The organism is Novosphingobium decolorationis (assembly GCF_018417475.1).
Lineage (GTDB): Bacteria > Pseudomonadota > Alphaproteobacteria > Sphingomonadales > Sphingomonadaceae > Novosphingobium > Novosphingobium decolorationis.
The window spans coordinates 1,860,033-1,877,236 of sequence record NZ_CP054856.1; the positions used below are offsets into that span (position 1 = coordinate 1,860,033).

The following is a 17,204-nucleotide window of genomic DNA, read 5'->3' on the forward strand; positions in this document are numbered from 1 at the left end:
GACCCGGCCTTCACCGCGTATCGAATGCGCACATCCTCAGGCGTACTGCACGAGGGTGAGCGAAGCGCTGACCTCGAATGCCACGGGGCGAGCTCCGCCCTCGCCGCCGAGAACGAGTTCAAGCTCTTCCTCATTCGCCAGCAACCGGCAATTCCCCTCCAGCGCCCGGGCCAGATCGAAAGTGTGGCGCTGGCCACGCGACCAGCCCTTGCCATCGCTTTGCTCGCGGAACAGGACCTGTCGATCGTTGCCGAGACGGCTACGCAGTTCCAGTGCCCAGCCGGCTGGGACGTCATCGGTCGCCTGGAGTTCGATCCGCCCTGAAAGCAACTGACGCGGCCCCTGCCCGCTGGCGCTCACCACGGTGCGCGCTCCTGGCGCCAGTTGCCCTTGCAGACTGGCGTGGGCGGGAACCTTCGCCGCTTGCGAATAGACCGGGTAGAGACCGCGCTGGGCGACCTCGACCCGGCCGGCGGACTGCCCTCCGGCAAAAAGCTGCGCTGCGGGAGCATCGGGAACGATGGAGGGAACGTACATCGTGTATTCGCGGGCTTGCGGATCACGCCCAAGAGCCAACATCGCCCGCGTCTGCGGATCCCGCATGGTCCCGAACAACCCTAGGAACGAAGGGACCGGCGAGGGGCCATTGCCAAGACTGCAACGAAAAATCATTCCGCCGGCTCCCGTCGCAGGCATCGCGGGCGCGATCGGGACGCCCCGCGGTGTCAATCCCACCGATTGTACGCCCGTGAAACCGCCGCCGCCACCTCGGGTCGAGCCCGCAATCGCCGCGGAATGGCGCATCAGCGACGGCTTGACCATACAGCAGTGCAAGGCGACTTCGGCCGTGTCCGAAAGGGCCTCCAGCCGCACCACGAGACGCGGCCCCGCGTAGTCGCTGACCCCAAGCTTGACGACTTTCATCATCGTCTTGTTTGGCTTGTCAGCACCTTCGACATAACCGGAAATCACCTGCCGCGCGAGTTCCTGCCCCTTGTCCGATCGCAGCACCAATGCGAAGCGACCGTTGCCGGCCAACGTGAAGGACGCCGCCACCACGACCAGATAATCGCGCGTGCCGGCGCTCGTGACGAACCCGCGCTCGAGCGCACTTCCACGCCCGGCGTCGCGCCAGACCAGCGATTGTGCGCCCTCGCGCGCGAAGAAAGAGAGCGGATTGCCGGATGTGGAGAGCGCGCCCCCCTGGACGGACCAGGGCTCGGCGCCGTCCTCGAACAATGGAAAGACGTTGATGTCGGGCACACGCAGCCATTCGTCACCGCGCTGTACGTGCCCCGGGTTGCCCACGCGCCCCGCCTTTTCACCGCCGCCCTGCGGCAAGGCGAGGCCGCGCGTCACTTCATTGGCAAGTCCGTTGTCGACAATCGCCGTCGAGGCCCCCGGGAAGCCGGAATTGGCACCCGTCAAGGCTATGCGGCTATTCGTCACCCCGCCGCCGAGCCACAGCGCTCCGGTGGCGGCCTCACACTGGATCAGCGCCTGACACTGCTCGAGTTCGAAGCAATAACCGGAAATGCGCTCCATCCGACCGCCAATCCAGGTCAGCGATGCCGTCGAACCAGCCCCATACAGGCGCAAGCCCACGTCCGCGAATTCGACGTTCGAATGCCAGAAGTCGATGTTGCCGGTCGCGTCGATGTCGACACCACACCCCGCGCGCTTTTGCTTCTCCTGTTCGGGCATGACCGTGAAGTTGCGGAAGCTTACTTCCTGGAAGAAGGCTCCCTCCGCACCGGGGCGCCCAAGAAAGCCGATCTTCCCGTTGGTACCCTGGATCCAGACGTTCTCGAAGCGAGAAAAGTTGGTCTTGTCGAAGAACACCACCGAACGCGTGACTTTATCGGCACCGTCGAGTTGCAGATCACTGAAGCCGGTCTGGAACTGGCCGAACCGCCCGTTGCCGAACCTGGCCATGTCGGGCTGCGGCGCCGACGGCGTGAATGTGATCCGGCTCGAAAAGCGCGCACCGGCTCCCTTGATCCACGTCGAGTTGAGACTTCCGGCCTGCGCATAGGACAGCGTGTTCCCTAGATCGATATTGGTAGCAGGCGGAATGACAACGGTCTTGCCACCCTTGGCATCCAGCTGGGCCTGGAGGTTTGCAGCATCGACGGCGGTACCAACGAGGACATCGCGCGCCTCATCGTCACCGCCAAGAGCAACCTTGCCTGGCCGGGTGCTTGCATCGTTCCACGAACCGCGCGCCGCGATTGTCCGCCCGGGCATGCGCTGCCCCTCGCGCTTCTGCTTGCGGACGTACAATGTGACCACGCCGTCCGTGGCTGCGTCACCATCAGCCGCCACGTCCGCGCCGGCCGGAGCCTGTGCCGACAAGCTGCCCCCGGCAATCAGCAGACCTGCGGAGCCCCCTCCGACGCCCAGCCCGATCAGGAACGAGCGCCGCCCGAGCCCTCCTCCCGGCCCGTCAGCCTTCGCGATCGTGGACGGCATGCCGTCGGCTTCGTGCTCATGAATTTCGGGCTCGGGCAAGGGCGTCATCCTGTATTCTGCGACCTCGGCGGTTTCACCGCTGGTCTGCTGCGCAACGCATTTTCGACGCCGAAGTTTCAACCGCAGATGAACAATGCAACGTAATCGCGGCGAAATGGTCCGGCGACAGGATCAAAAACAGAGGCAGATCAGCCCAATATCGCCGTAGACCAGCCCCGTGAGCCGAACTCGGGCGCAGCGGCCGCACACTTTCCATCGCCTCCAAAGCTCGCCTTGCCTTGTAACGATGCGCAGGCCCACGGTTACTTTCGCATCGCAGCATTTGCGGGGTTGATTTGCACGGGTATGCAATGGCACATCGAGCCCCGCCCGGTGTTGTCATGTCGATACCGCACGCCTAAAGTGGGTATACACATGCGCGAGCATGTTTGAGGAGACACGAATTCGTGCCTGATTTCCAGAAATTTGCGATGACCGCCCTCGTTCTGTCATCAGTTGCCCTTAGCGGTTGCGCCGGTAACATGAACAGCGAAGGCCTCGCATCGGGCCCCGCCGCATATGAACTCATTCCAGCGGCAGGCGTACCCGCTCCGACCCAGTACCTGATCCAGCCGGAAGACGTTCTGGACCTTCGCGTGTTCGGCGAGGAGGAAATCAGCAATCCCAAGTTGCGGGTCGACACCGCCGGCGCCATCCAGGTGCCTTTCGCCGGGCAAATTCAGGCCGCAGGACGCGACGCGGTCGAGGTGGGCAGCGAAATTGCGCACAAGTTGAGCCAACGCTACCTCGTCAATCCGCAAGTCACGCTTGCCATCGCCGAGGCCGCTCCGCGGTACGTGTCCGTGGAAGGTGAAGTGAAGGATCCCGGCGTCTACGAGATGTCGAACAACTTCACGCTGCTTTCCGCCATCGCGCGCGCCGGAAGTACCTCCACGATCGCCAAGCTGGAGGAAGTGGTCGTGTTGCGTGACCTCAACGGCCAGAAGATGGCCGCCCGTTTCGACTTGCGCGACATTCGCGGTGGTGCCGCCCCGGATCCTATCATCATGAACAACGACATCGTCGTCGTCGGGCGCTCGGGCAAGCGCGAGGCACTCGAGAATGTCCTCAAGGCCGCCCCGGCCTTCAACGGCCTCTTCTATCTCCTGAAGCGATAGGAACCACCCCAGCCGCGGCACGCACAAGCCCGGCAACGAGATTGCACCGGACGACATCCCCGCCCGCCAGTCCGCCGACACGTGCGCAACGGGTGACATGACCTAGAGGAAAGGATTGCGAAGGCCAATGACCACACCGATTCCCGTTCTTGTCACTGGGGGTGCCGGCTTCATTGGCAGCCATGCCGTGCTCGCGCTCACCGATGCTGGCTGGCCAGTGACCGTGATCGACAACCTCTCGACGGGCTTTCGCTTCGCCATTCCCGAGGGCGTGAATTTCTACGAAGGAGATATCGGGGATCAGGACCTGCTGGCGCAAATCTTTGCGGAACAGGGCTGCAAGGCGATCATGCATTTCGCAGGGTCCATCATCGTCCCCGAATCCGTTACCGATCCTCTGAAGTATTACCGCAATAACACAGTCAAGACCCAGGCCCTGCTCGAGGCGGCGGTGAGGGCCGAGATTCCCCACTTCATCTTCAGCTCGACCGCCGCGACTTATGGTGTACCCGAAGTATCGCCGATCGACGAGGAGTGCCCGAAGGAGCCCATCAATCCCTACGGCATGTCGAAGTTGATGAGCGAGCGCATGCTCGCCGACGTCAGCAAAGCGCATCCGCTCAACTTTGGCGCACTACGCTACTTCAATGTCGCCGGGGCGGATCCGCTCTGCCGTACGGGCCAGTCCACCGCAGGGGCTACGCACCTCATCAAGGTCGCGGTGGAAGCTGCTCTCGGAAAGCGCGACCATGTCGGCGTCTTCGGCACGGACTTCGACACTCCCGACGGGACTGGTGTGCGCGACTACATTCACGTGTCGGACCTCGCCGCCGCGCATCTCCTTGCGCTCGAGGCTCTGATCGAGCAGCCAACTCGTTCGCTGACCCTGAACTGCGGCTATGGCCGGGGTTTTTCGGTCCTCGAAGTCCTGGACGCCGTCGACCGCGTCACCAATCGCAAAATCGATCGACGGATGGAGGAACGCCGCGCCGGCGACCCCGCAGCTCTGGTCTCGGACAATTCGAGGATCAAGTCCATCCTGCCTTGGGAACCCAGGTACGACGATTTGCCGGTGATCGTGGAGCACGCGCTTGCGTGGGAACGCAAATTGACGACAATGCGGGCAAAATCGGAAGACTGATCGCTCCATATCGCGCCTTGACGGCCGCGATTTCGACCGAGCCTTCCCCCAGGCAGCGCAGCCAACCGGCCACACTTCATCCGTGTCGCCGGCGCTGCCCGACGGCAGTCACGACGCCCAATTGGACGTCCTTCGCGATTGATCGGCCAACTGCACCGCGCACGCGACAAGTATCTGCACAATTTTTGATTTTGCATTGCAGCAAAATCAGAAGTCCACTATGCAACAGCTTCAGACAACGTCAAAGAGCGGTGAGATGAGCAGCAACACTGGAAGTAGCCGAAAGAGGGCCCTAATCACGGGCATCACAGGGCAGGACGGCTCTTATCTTGCTGAATTTTTGCTGGAAAAAGGATACGAAGTCCACGGCATCAAGCGGCGCACGTCGCTTTTCAATACGAGCCGTATCGACCATATCTACGAAGACCCGCACGCGCACGGCCAGCAGCTCAAGCTGCATTACGGTGACTTGTCCGACACGTCGAACCTGACCCGGCTCATCCGCGACATCGAGCCCGACGAGGTCTACAATCTCGGAGCCCAGTCGCACGTCGCCGTGAGTTTCGAAGCGCCAGAATACACCGCCGACGTCGACGCTGTCGGGACCCTGCGCATTCTGGAAGCCATCCGCTTCCTCGGCCTCGAGAAGAAGACCCGTTTCTACCAGGCTTCGACCTCCGAACTCTATGGTCTCGTGCAGGAAATTCCCCAGAAGGAAACGACCCCCTTCCATCCGCGTTCGCCTTACGCGGTTGCCAAGATGTACGCCTACTGGATCGCGGTGAACTACCGCGAGGCTTATGGCATGTACGCCTGCAACGGGATTCTGTTCAACCACGAGTCCCCGCGTCGCGGCGAGACCTTCGTGACTCGCAAGATCACCCGCGGCCTGTCCAACATCGCACTCGGTCTGGAGCCCTGCTTGTACATGGGCAACATCGATTCACTGCGCGACTGGGGTCACGCCAAGGACTACGTGCGCATGCAGTGGATGATGCTGCAGCAGGAAGAGGCCCGTGATTTCGTGATTGCGACCGGGGTGCAGTACTCGGTGCGTGAGTTCATCACCTGGGCGGCCAAAGAATTGGGCGTGACGCTCGAATTCACCGGCACCGGCGTCGATGAGATCGCCACGGTAGCCGCGATCGAAGGCGATCTGGCTCCGGCGCTGGCCGTCGGCGACGTCGTGATGCGGATTGACCCGCGCTACTTCCGCCCGGCCGAAGTCGACACCCTGCTCGGGGATCCGAGCAAGGCTAAGGAGTTGCTCGGCTGGACGCCTCAGATCACGGCCCAGGAAATGTGCGCAGAAATGGTCGCGGAAGACCACAAGTCGGCCCGTCGCCATGCGCTGCTCAAGGAACACGGCTTGGCTGTGCCCGTCAGCCTTGAGGGCTGACCCGACGCACTTCGAAACGATCTCAAGAGGGGCGCTTGTCGCCCCTCTTTTCGTCTATAAGGACGATTACCGCATGGCGGAAAGAAGTTCTGCATGACCTCGACTGCCACCACCACGTCCCCCGAGATCATTGCTCGGGAATTGCTGTACGACGGCTGGTATCGCTTCGAGCGACTTAGTCTCAAGATGCCCGATGGCAAGGCAGTCGAGCGCCACCTGCTCCACAACGGATCCGCTGCGGCTGTTCTGCCCTACGACGTCGAACGTCGCTGCATCCTCCTCATCCAGCAGCCACGCGCTGCGGTCATCGATGCCCGCGAACCGCCCCTGTTCGAATGCATTGCCGGCAATCTCGACGGCGACACGCCCGAAACCTGTATACGCAAGGAGGCACTCGAGGAGGCCGGGCTCATCCTTGGAAAACTTGAGCCGATTGCAAACATCTGGCCGATACCTCCCGTCTCTACCGAGCGGGTACAGTTGTATCTGGCGCCCTACACCTTGGCTGATCGGATATCCCAAGGCGGTGGGGCCGAAGACGAAGATGAGCACATCACCGTTGCCGAAGTTCCCTTCGCGCACTTGCAAACTCTCGTTGCCGAAGGCCTGCTGCCCGACGCCAAGACGCTCGTCGCGGCCCAAGCCTTGATGTTGCGCCATCCCGAATTCTGGAGTCCCACGGCCTGAGGCCGAATTCGCGCCTCTTCTGCCTGCGCGCGACTAAATAAATCTTGCCAGCCCGATGGTACTACCGCAAATTCTGAAAAGAAACGATGCACGCCCCGTAAATCCAATCCATGCCTTATATTTCTAAACGCGACGAGCCGTATGAAAGCAGAAGCCGCCATTCTAGTAACCGGTGTCGCCGGCTTCATCGGAGCCGCCCTGGCCAATGCCCTCATGCAACGCGGCCAAGCTCTCGCAGAGGCAACGACCCCATCGATCGTCCATCTCGGGGCGCAGGCCCGTGTGCGCTTCGTCACCGTCTACGGCCCATCGGGTCACCCGGTCATGACCATGTGGAAGTTTGCCAAGCGCATGTTCGGCCGGACGCCTGATCGACGCCTACAAACACGGCGAGACGGGCCGCGACTTCTCCTTCATCGACGATATCGTCGCGGCCGTGCTGGCCTGCCTCGAGCGGCCTCCCGACGACGACGGGCTGCCCAAACCGGGTGGCAGCGTGAAGACGCATGCTCTCTACAACATAGGCAGCAACCGCTCCGAAAACCTCATGCACCTGATCGCGGTTCTCGAAGACGCCGCGGCATCAAGGCCCAATGCAACTGCCTGCCGATGCCGCCGGGCGATGTCCCCGCCACGTACGCCGACATCACCGCACATACACGCGACACAGGATACCTTCCGACGACTTCGATCACCAACGGCGTACCGCACTTCGTCGGCTGCTTCCGGACCTACCACGCAGTATGAGCTGGAAAGTGGACATTCATGACCATGGGTCTATGGAGTGCCGCGCTTCCCAATTGACGAGGGCACAATGAAGATTGCTATGGTAGGATCGGGCTATGTCGGCCTGGTGTCCGGTGCTTGTTTTGCAGATTTCGGTCATGACGTGGTCTGTATCGACAAGGACCAGGGCAAGATCGATCGCCTGCACCAGGGCATCATGCCGATCTACGAACCCGGCCTCGACGCGCTTGTCCAACGCAACGTCGAACAGGGTCGCCTCTCATTCACCACCGACCTTCCCGAAGGCATTCGCGGTGGGGACGCCATCGCGGCGCGGCGATGGTCACGCTGACCTCACTTACGTCTACGCCGTCGCCCAGGAAGTCGGCGAGAACCTGGCAAACGATGCGGTGATCGTCACCAAGTCGACCGTCCCGGTCGGCACGGGCGACGAAGTCGAGCGCATTCTCGCTGCCTGCAATCCGGCACACCGCTTCTCGGTCGTCTCCAATCCCGAGTTCCTGCGCGAAGGCGCGGCGATCGGCGACTTCAAGCGTCCCGACCGCATCATCATCGGCGCGGAAGACGAATTCGGGCAGGACGTCATGCGCGAGGTCTACCGCCCACTGTTCCTGAACGAATCCCCGCTGCTCTTCGTCAGCCGCCGTTCTTCGGAGCTGACCAAGTACGCGGCGAACGCCTTCCTGGCGGTGAAGATCACCTTCATCAACGAGATGGCGGACTTGTGCGAAAAGGTGGGCGGCAACGTCCAGGACGTCGCGCGCGGCATCGGGCTCGACAAGCGCATCGGCTCGAAATTCCTCCACGCCGGCCCCGGCTATGGCGGATCGTGCTTCCCCAAGGACACTCTCGCCCTCCTCAAGACTTCCGAGGACTACGAAAGCCCGGTTCGCATCGTCGAGGCCGTCGTCAAGGTCAACGATCTGCGCAAGCGTGCGATGGGGCGCAAGGTCATCGAAGCGCTCGGCGGCCTGGACATGGCGCGCGGCAAGCGGGTCGCCCTGCTCGGCCTGACGTTCAAGCCGAACACCGACGACATGCGTGATTCGCCCGCGATCGCGATCGCGCAGACCCTCCAGGACGCTGGCGTCACGACCACAGCCTACGATCCCGAAGGCATGGAGCAGGCCCGCCCGCTCATGCCCTTCGTCGAAATGACGACAGATCCCTACGCCGCCATCAGCGGTGCCGATGCGATCGTCATCGTGACCGAATGGGATGCGTTCCGTGCGCTCGACCTGAAGCGTGTGCAGGAACTGGCCAACAACCCCGTGCTGGTGGACCTGCGCAACATCTACAATCCCGAAGACATCCGCAAGGCGGGCTTCACCTACGTTTCGGTCGGACGCAACTAATCGCCTCCTCGGCCCACGCCTGCCATTGCGGCACGGCGCGGGGCCGAGGCCGGGACCTTCGTCGCCCTCTCAATTCGACCCAAGCAGGCTGGCGTGGGGTCCTTGGCGGGCCCCGTGACACCAGCCGCGCGGCCTCTCCTCGAACATCAGACCCCTGCCGAAAGGGCAGACACCCGATCGCCACGCGTCATCACGCCCGCGCACACCTTCTCGCCACACCAAATGCGCATAATCGAGTAGGGGGGCGCCTCACGGCGCCCCCCTCTCACACCACCGGACGTACGTACTGCGTATCACGGCGGTTTCCGGTACGGTTTAAGGCGGCATGTTGGAGAGCGAGGCTTGAGAGACCTGCCTGATCGAACCATGCGTTGGGCATGCCGTGGGCGGCCTGAGGGCTGCCCGACAGGCGCCACCAGCCCTTTCCCGAGAGCGCGAAGATCCAAGCCTGCCATTCTGGGACGCCGTTTTCCCTTAAGAAAGTGGCGATCGTCATGGTGCGCTTGCACTGTTTGAGCCGGACGCAGCGAAGCTTGCGCCGGAGCCAGCTGTCGATCTCGCGCAAAACCGTCTGAGCCCGGGCGTGTCGGTAGTAGGTGACCCACCCTGTAGTGAAGGCATTGGTCTGTGCGATCATCGCCGCGAGGCTGATGCCTCGGTTGCGGCGCGTAATCGCCCTGAGCCGCTCCTTCAGCCGCGTGAGACTTTTGTTCGCTATGCTCAAAAAGCCTCCCGCTGTCAGACGGTGGCCGAGGAAGGTACGTTCCCGGACGTGTGCAACCGCGCTCTTGGCCTGATTGACGCGGGTCGGAGCTTGCCTTCCAGCAAGGCGGTAACCGAAGCCATGACGCGCTCCCCCGCTGCCTGTGACCGTACATAGATGTTACAGTCGTCGGCGTAGCGGCAGAACCGGTGGCCCCGGCGTTCGAGCTCCTTGTCGAGGTCATCCAGAATGAGGTTAGCGATCAGCGGCGAGAGAGGCCGCCTTGCGGGGTCCCCTCCTGCCGTTCGACGTGCACACCACCCGACAGCATCCCGGCCTGTAGAAACCGGCGGATGATGACGAGCAGGCGTGGGTCGGCGATGTGCCGGGCCAGACGGGCCATGACGATGTCGTGGTTCACCCGATCAAAGAATTTCTCCAGGTCGAGGTCTACGACGATCGCATAGCCGTCCCGCACATAGTCCCGGGCCTGACGCAGCGCATCGTGTGCGCCGCGTCCGGGCGGAACAAAACTCGATGCCGAGAATGTCGGATCAAGGACGGGATCCGAGGACTTGCAGTATCGCCTGTTGTACCAGCCGGTCGACAGCCGTCGGAATGCCCAGCTGGCGCACTCCTTTCCCGCCGGGTTTGGGAATTTCAACTCCGCGCACGGGCTTGGACGGTAAGTACCGTCGAGTAACGAGGCGATCAGCCTCTCACGGTTTCCTGCAATCCAGTCACGCAGGTCGGGGACGGTCATCCCGTCCACGCCCGGCGCCCCCTTGTTCGCTTTCACCCGCTTGTAGGCTTGGTTCAGGTTGGCCGAGCTGGCCACCTCCTCCATCACGTAACGCGTCAAGGCGAGGGGCTCGGCCCATGCCGTGGGTGATTGCCGCTCCTCGATCGTCCCAGCGCCAGTTCCGCCTTTGCCGGTGACGTCGTGGCCAAGCGATGCCTTCAGGGCTTCATCGAAGAAGTCCTGCTGCTTCCCGCTACCTTGCTGCCGCTCCACACCCATCGAATGTGCCCAGTCTTGCTCCTTGGGTACCGAATTTGGTCCTTCGCCGGCTTGCGCCCGCTACTATGACCGCTGCTGACTTCTCCGGGCCCATCCAGCAACATCACTGCCGCTGTTCTCCGGATCGTCCGGAGAGGCCAGGAGATCTCCCGGGGTAAGACGTTGATCCTTCACTCGGTCGCTGCCGGATTTACCAATGCGCGCGTCTGTCTGGCTATCGGACATCCCCATCCATTGCTGGGTTATCCCGCCGCACCGGCCTTCTATCCGATTCCTGTTCGTCAGCTCCGAGCTTTGCCTCCGGCTTCCTCCCCACCCCGCCTCGCGGCGACGCAGTTGCCTTCAGCTAGCAGTTCCCACCAGCAGGCCTGCAAAGGACTTACACCTCCTGCATCAACGCCGTGCCCGGCACACAAAAATGGCCCGAAAGCCATTAGACTTCCGGGCCAGGTAAAAAGGTTGCTCTAACAGAGCCACCTTCGGGTCGCAGCGAGATCTTAGCTCGATTCTTGCGCGGATCGCGTGACATAGATCACGCTCTGCTCATCCACATGAGCAACAATTGAATTATCTGGATATTTCACGCACATTCCATCAAGGGTGCAGCCTGACAAATGCGGGCGGATCAAAGGCGGAACGTGGTGACGGAGGACGAGAAGATCGACGCCATCTGCGCGATTTTTCGCTGCGGCGCGGATTCGGCCCGCCTCCTGCTTCCCGTCTTCTCAACCCGCAAGGTCGCCAGCCGTCAGGTCCTCGCCAGCCAGGGCATGCCCTGCCGGCAATGCTGGATCGTGATCGAGGGGGCGATACGCGTCGACACGATCGGGCTCGACGGGCAATTGCAGCAATTGTCCCACTACGGCCCCGGCGAATTTCTGGGAAGCTACCCCGAGGAAAGCATCGGACGCGCCGAAATCAGCGCAGCGAACCGCTCGGTCCTGCTCGGCGCCGACTCTCCCCGACTTGCGGAAATGATCGAAGCCGATGTGCAATTGGCCTCGGGAATGGCGCGGCTCCTCGCCCGCCAGCTCGATCGGGCGCTCGACCGCATGGTCATGCGCACGACCTACACCGCAGCGGGCCGCGTCTATGCCGAACTGATGGCGCTGGCGGACTCCTCGAGTGTGATTGCCCCGCCGCCCAAGGTCACCAACCTGGCCCTTGCCGCCAACACCACGCGCGAGACCGCATCACGCGCGATCAACGAGTTGATCCGGCGCGGCATCGTGTCGCGCGACGAGACCCGGATGGTCATCCAGTCGCCGCGCATGATCGCCGAACTTATCTACTGATCCGCAGAGCTCTCTCGCGGCCAGCGCGTCACCCCACGCCCATCGGCGTGAAACGGGCGATCGGGATGTCTCCCAGGGGCGTGACGATCTCACCCGCGACTTCGAAGCGTGTCCCGGGCTCAAGCAGCTCGAGGCCGGCCAGTTCAGGCCAAGGTGCGCATATCTCGCTCTCGTCCGCCGCCTGTACCAGGCAGGCGGCAAGCTGGGCGGCTTGCGCGCACGGCCCCGGCTGCGTCGCGGCCATCCAGACGAGGCCGAGCCGGCTCTTGGGCGCATCCGCCAGCGTACGCCGGGCGTGACCAAGGGCAGCCCGTACATCTTCGAAGACAGCGACGAACACCCCTTCGTCGAGTTCGCCGATTTCGCAGGGACAGTCCGGTGCCAGCGCGAACTTCGACGGGCTCGCCAGGATCGCCTGCATCCGGCCCGACGTGAGGGCCCTGCCCTCGTCGCGACCGGGCCAATCACGGCGGATCTCGAAGACCGGCAACCCGCGCTCGCGCCATTTCTCATAGCCATGCGCGGCGCCGTCGCCTTCGCGCCCGACGTGGAGCGCAAGCGCTTCGCTGGCCAGTTGTTCGGCCCGACGCAGTGCAAGCCCCATCGCGATCTCGCACGCCTGGCCAATGCCGGCCTGGCTCAACACGGCCTGGCCAGGCAGTTCGAAAACACTGTGCGCCTCGGCGACGAGTCGATCGAAACGTGCGCCCCAGTGCGAGCCGAAAGGTTCGACCGACACCGCGCGGAACTGCTCGAGCGTGCCCGGCAACACGACATGCAACTGGACCTCGTGTGCCAGGGCCATTTCTGCGACGAGAATGTCGGTGCCGGCCGCCAGGGCGCCGAATGCCGCGCCGGGCCGTTCTCGGATGAACAGATCCTCGACCTGGTGCAGAACGATCTCTTGCGCCTCGCCCAGATCCATGATGCCGCTGAAGTAGAGGCTGGGAGGAGGCGAAAGCCCCTCGAGCAGTTCCGGCCCCTCTCCCGTCGCCAGCAATATCTCGCGCAATTGCCGGATCGTCGCCGCCCGGTCCTCCCAGGCTTCGGGAGCGACCTCCAGCGCATCGAGCAGCGCTGCGCGACACCCTGCCTTGTCGCCCAGAAGGAGGCGCGCCTCGGCAAGTGTCGCATGAAGCCAGTACGAGGTTTCGGGTTCGTGATCCCCGCTTTCGAGAATGGCCAGAATGTGCCGGGCATCCGCCCGCGCCTGCGCGACGTCGCCACACAGATAAGCGATCGTGGCGGCGTTTATCAGCGGGTAGGTCGCGCGTCGGGACCCCGCGCTGGCACGATATGCGGCCGAGGCCGCACGCGCCATCGCGATACGGGCCTCTCCCTCGAGTCGCAGGGCGCGATCCTTGAGCAGGCGCCCCTTGAGCGCAAGGGACTCGGGGCTGTCCTGCGCCCCGAGTCCGGCGCTCTCGAACATCTGCCATGCCCGCACCGTGTCGCCCGCGCGGGCGATCTGTCGAATCCGGGCGAAGACGGAGATGTTCATGGTCAAGCTTCCGTGTCCTGCGCTCAGACTTAGCGCGGCGGCGGGTTCTGGATGTCCGGGTCGATCGACAGGCCCGTCCAGCTCACCGTGCCATCGGCCGCCTTCTGCAGCAGATCGACGTTGATGTTGAAGGGGTGCACCGTGCCGTACTTGCCGCCATCGTTGAACAGCGCCTGGAAGCGCACGGTCTTGTAGCGGTCGAGTTTCTCGTTGTAGTCCTCGTAGACCAGCCCGCCGTAGTAGGAGGACAGCTCCTCCTTGGTGGTGATCGCGTCGTAGGCCTTGGACAAGTAGAGCTGGTCGCCCAGCAGCGTGACGGTGATGTAGCAGTTCTCGGTAACCGCAATGTAGTCCTGGCCGGTCTTGGCATCGACATGGGTCAGGACGATCTGGCCGTCCACCACGCTCAGCGACACTTCGTAGACGACCGAACAGGCGTTCACTTCATCGAGACCAAGGTCGAAACGGGGCGAAAGCCCAAACTGGGTGTAATTGATCGTAGACATTGGAAGGTTCTCTCTATCTCTCGTCCCCTCCTTCAGGGGACACTCTCCATTTTAGTGCACCATGTCCTTCGGCCACGGTTCCGCCAGACGTTTCTGCCAAAGTTTCCAATCGTTGTTTTCGGGGTCCGATGCCACGAGCCTTGCCAGTTCGGCGCGGGCCTCGGCCCGCATGCGCTGCGCCTCGCCCCTGTCCCCCAGCGCGTAGCGCAAGAGCGAGGTCGAATGCTGCGCAAGCAGCCAACTGACCCGGTAGGTCGCGTTCTTAGGGTCGAAGGCACGCAAGTCCTGCGCGATCGCAAGCTGCTTCTCGCGTTCGACGAGCGCCGCGCGGTCGTCACCCTGCTTGTGCAAGGCATCGCCGTACCAGGCATGGCGGTTGGCAAGGTCGGCCTCGATGGCGCGGTTGCCCGGCTCCATGCGGCTGACCTGGAGCATCGTCTCGAGCGCGGCCTTGCATTCGGGCAGCAAGGCCGGGTCGCCACGCTCGTCCAGTCCGACCGAGCATAGATTGCCCTGCGCATAACCCAGTTCGTGGCGGTAGTCGGGATTCTTCGGCGCGATCCGGACCAGCTTGCCGGCTAGCGCGCGATAGGCACGGAAATGCGGCAGGGCTTCGCGTGGATGGAAGCCCATGAAGACCACGTAGCCGAGCCAGAACTCGCTTTGCGCCTGCGCGTAGATCCGTTCGGGATCCTGGGGAGCGGCGGCAAGGAGCGCGGCGGTCACGCGCGAAGCTTCCTCGAACTTGGCCTGGGCACCCGCCACGTCGCCGCGCCGGTGATCGTCCTCGCCCATGGCGTGGAGGATGCGCGCGCGCCGCTCGAGCGAATCGGCGGGCAGGTTGGCAAGGTCGGATTGCTCCGCGTAATAGCCCAGTGCCCGCTCGTTGACCGTCTGCAGAACGTCGAGGCGGCCAACCCCCTTCAACTTGTCCCGCAGATCCGTCAGCATGAATTCGATCAGTCCCTCGGCCTGCCGGCGTTGCTCGTCCGCTTCGCGTTGTGCGCGGATCGCGAACACCAGCATCAACGCCATTGCTAAAGCAAGACAGATGGCCAAAGCCGTGATCCCGATCACGCGTCGCATCTGACGCTGCGCGTCGCGCTGGATAATGTGATCGAGGCCGAGGCCGGTGAGGCCTGCCACGATCTTGAGGCGCGCAAGGTGCCGCCCGTCCTTGTCGCGCCGGAAATCGGCCGCGTTCGGCTCGCGCGGGGTGCCGTCGGGCCCCGGCATGACCAGCGCGGGGGGAAAACTCTCGGCCGGTTCGCCGCGCAGCAAGGCCGCAATCAGCGGGCGGTCGGGATGGAGCCGACGAAACAGCCCGATCTCGGCGTTGACCCAGCGCGAGCTGGCGGCCTCGGGCGAGCACAGCACGAGCAGTGCCCCGGAGTGCGCGAGCGCACGTTCGACCTCGGAATCAAGGCAGCTCGCCGCGGGCAGTTCGGCCCGGTCGCGAAAGATCGGGGAAATGCGAGAGCCGACCGTCCCGCGCTCGGTGCGGGTACCCACCAGACGCGCGGGGATACGATAGCCTTCCAGCCAGCGGTGCAGGTTGCCCGCGGCCACTTCGTCGGCATGGCTGTAGCTGATGAAGGCGTGGTAGTGCCGGCCGGACGCCTCCACGCCCCCCTCCTGCGCGTTACCAGCCTCTGGTGCATTCATCGCAAGCGACCCTCAACCACCGCCGACCCGCTCCCGGCCTACCGCCAGTCGCCGGAATTTCACGCGGTTACCCCCGGGAGGCTTCGTAAACGCTTGTTTTACCAGAAGCCCCCGACGCCGATTCAAATACCACACCCCCGCCGCGACGCAACAGGACGCAAGGGTCAGGAGGTGGGATCACCACCAAGCGCCTGATAGACGGCAATTTGCGCGGAAAGCTTGTCGTAGCGGTTCTGGATCAGGCTGCTGCGCGCGGTGCGCAGGCGCTCCTGCGCGTCGAGCAAATCGCGCAGCGGAATGTAGCCGACCCGGTATTGCCGCTCGTAGAGTTCCTCGGCGTCCATCGCGGCGAGGTAGTTGGCATCGAGCGCGGTCCCTTGCGCAATGTATTGGTTGCGCGCCGAGAGCGCGATCTCTGTGTCGCGCAAGGCGTCGTAGAAGGTCTGGCGCAAGTCCTCGCGCGCCGCGTCGTACTCGGCGCGCGCGACCGAGGTGCCGAGGCGGATCTTCTCGGGGTTGAGCTCGGCCGCCGAAAGCGCCGCGCCCAGACTGGCGGCGGGATTCGAGACGAAGCCGAGCAGCGCCGAACTCGCCGTGCCGAGCGCACCGGTGAGGCTGAAGCTGGGCAAGTAGCTCGCGACCGTCGCGTCACTCGTTGCCAGCGTTTCGCGCAGGCGCAGCTCGGCCGCCGCGAGATCGGGGCGACGCGCGAGCAGGGTCGAGGGCACGCCCGGCGCGATCGCCGGCAATTCGCGTTCGGGCAGGCGGGTCAGTTCGGGACCGGTGTAGTCCTGCTGGCCAAGCAGCGCGGCAATCGCCTTGAGCACTTCCACCCGGGTCTGGCGCAACTGGGTGAGCGAAGCCTGCTGCGCTGCGACGCTCTGCTGCGCGTCGCGCAGTTCGAGCCGCGAGACAGCCCCCGCATCGTACTGGCGCTGGACGAGCTGGAGCAGCTTCTGGAGGTAGGCGAGGCTCTGTTCGCCGATGGCCACCTGCTCGTTGGCAAGGCCCAGTTGCCACCAGGCGCTGGCGGTCGTGCCGATCAGCGCAAGGCGGGTTGCGGCCAGATCCTGCTGCGTCGCGTCGGCTTCCCAGCGCGCCGCGTCGGCCTGGGCATCGAGTTTGCCGAACAGGTCGACTTCCCAGGACGCGCCGAGCGAGAGGCCACTGCTCTTGTCCCAGGCCGAATTGCCCGAAAGCGCCTTGGACGCGCTCGAGCTGGCACTCGCATCGAGGGTCGGGGCCTGGTTCCACCGCGTCAGCGCGGCGTTCTCGCGCGCCTGGCGCAAGCGGATGCCCGCCGCGGCCAGATCGGCATTGGCGGCAAGCACCTGGTCCACGAGCGCGGTCAGCTGCGGATCGGCGAACTCGTTCCACCACGGCGCATCGGCGCTGCGTGCGGAACCGGGCTGATCGAAGGAGAAGGCCTCCTGCGTTGGCAGGACAGGCGCCTCGTAAGGCCTGCGGGTCACCGCGCAGCCCGAGGTGAGAACGAGCGCGGCGAGCGTCGAAAGCGTGGGAAGCGCGGAGCGAAGCGAGGTCATGGAAGCTGCAT

At 63.8% G+C, this 17,204-nt stretch carries 13 protein-coding genes and 1 pseudogene; 6 read left to right on the forward strand and 8 right to left on the reverse strand.

The annotated features are described in order from the left end of the window. Positions 1-36 precede the first annotated feature (36 nt). Entirely contained in the window at positions 37-2,511 is a 2,475-nt protein-coding gene (locus HT578_RS08490; protein WP_213503649.1) for a hypothetical protein, read from the reverse strand. Positions 2,512-2,993: 482 nt separating this feature from the next. Here HT578_RS08490 and HT578_RS08495 point away from each other — a divergent pair, with 482 nt between their 5' ends. The 5 genes and pseudogenes from HT578_RS08495 to HT578_RS08515 all read left to right on the forward strand — a co-directional run bounded on the left by HT578_RS08495 (position 2,994) and on the right by HT578_RS08515 (position 8,958). Then, positions 2,994-3,629: a polysaccharide biosynthesis/export family protein gene (locus tag HT578_RS08495; protein WP_213503650.1), complete on the forward strand. Its 636-nt coding sequence runs from the start codon at positions 2,994-2,996 to the stop codon at positions 3,627-3,629. Positions 3,630-3,756: 127 nt separating this feature from the next. Continuing rightward, entirely contained in the window at positions 3,757-4,770 is a 1,014-nt protein-coding gene (gene galE, locus HT578_RS08500; RefSeq protein WP_213503651.1) for a UDP-glucose 4-epimerase GalE, read from the forward strand. Positions 4,771-5,026: 256 nt separating this feature from the next. After that, positions 5,027-6,169: a GDP-mannose 4,6-dehydratase gene (gmd, locus tag HT578_RS08505; RefSeq protein WP_213503652.1), complete on the forward strand. Its 1,143-nt coding sequence runs from the start codon at positions 5,027-5,029 to the stop codon at positions 6,167-6,169. Positions 6,170-6,262: 93 nt separating this feature from the next. Continuing rightward, on the forward strand, positions 6,263-6,856 hold the full coding sequence (locus HT578_RS08510) for an NUDIX domain-containing protein (protein WP_213503653.1): 594 nt from the start codon (positions 6,263-6,265) through the stop codon (positions 6,854-6,856). Between the two features lie 814 nt (positions 6,857-7,670). Beyond that, positions 7,671-8,958: pseudogene (locus HT578_RS08515) on the forward strand (UDP-glucose dehydrogenase family protein). 265 nt (positions 8,959-9,223) lie between these two features. On the opposite strand, the gene HT578_RS08520 reads toward HT578_RS08515, so the two are convergent. From HT578_RS08520 to HT578_RS08530, 3 genes are read right to left on the reverse strand one after another with little or no spacing between them, the layout of a single operon-like run. Beyond that, a complete protein-coding gene (locus tag HT578_RS08520; protein WP_213501431.1) occupies positions 9,224-9,682 on the reverse strand; it encodes a group II intron maturase-specific domain-containing protein in 459 nt (152 codons plus the stop codon). Positions 9,683-9,696: 14 nt separating this feature from the next. After that, the gene (locus HT578_RS22560) at positions 9,697-9,927 is read right to left on the reverse strand and encodes a hypothetical protein (RefSeq protein WP_213504211.1); all 231 of its coding nucleotides are present in this window, start codon (positions 9,925-9,927) and stop codon (positions 9,697-9,699) included. Then, positions 9,924-10,682, reverse strand: coding sequence for a reverse transcriptase domain-containing protein (locus HT578_RS08530; RefSeq protein WP_213503654.1), 759 nt, complete (start codon positions 10,680-10,682; stop codon positions 9,924-9,926). The genes HT578_RS22560 and HT578_RS08530 overlap by 4 nt, the downstream gene beginning before the upstream one ends. A 641-nt stretch (positions 10,683-11,323) precedes the next feature. Between HT578_RS08530 and HT578_RS08535 the strand changes: the two genes are divergently transcribed. Next, positions 11,324-11,977 carry a Crp/Fnr family transcriptional regulator gene (locus tag HT578_RS08535; protein ID WP_213503655.1) on the forward strand — a complete coding sequence of 218 codons (654 nt, stop codon included), beginning with the start codon at positions 11,324-11,326 and terminating at the stop codon, positions 11,975-11,977. A gap of 28 nt (positions 11,978-12,005) precedes the next feature. On the opposite strand, the gene HT578_RS08540 is transcribed toward HT578_RS08535, so the two are convergent. The 4 genes from HT578_RS08540 to HT578_RS08555 all read right to left on the reverse strand — a co-directional run bounded on the left by HT578_RS08540 (position 12,006) and on the right by HT578_RS08555 (position 17,193). Beyond that, positions 12,006-13,478, reverse strand: coding sequence for a TRAFs-binding domain-containing protein (locus HT578_RS08540; RefSeq protein WP_213503656.1), 1,473 nt, complete (start codon positions 13,476-13,478; stop codon positions 12,006-12,008). Positions 13,479-13,507: 29 nt separating this feature from the next. After that, on the reverse strand, positions 13,508-13,984 hold the full coding sequence (locus tag HT578_RS08545; RefSeq protein WP_213503657.1) for a nucleotide synthetase: 477 nt from the start codon (positions 13,982-13,984) through the stop codon (positions 13,508-13,510). Between the two features lie 51 nt (positions 13,985-14,035). Then, positions 14,036-15,610: a toll/interleukin-1 receptor domain-containing protein gene (locus tag HT578_RS08550; RefSeq protein ID WP_239026563.1), complete on the reverse strand. Its 1,575-nt coding sequence runs from the start codon at positions 15,608-15,610 to the stop codon at positions 14,036-14,038. Between the two features lie 203 nt (positions 15,611-15,813). Beyond that, positions 15,814-17,193, reverse strand: coding sequence for an efflux transporter outer membrane subunit (locus HT578_RS08555; RefSeq protein ID WP_213503659.1), 1,380 nt, complete (start codon positions 17,191-17,193; stop codon positions 15,814-15,816). Between the last annotated feature and the right edge of the window lie 11 nt (positions 17,194-17,204).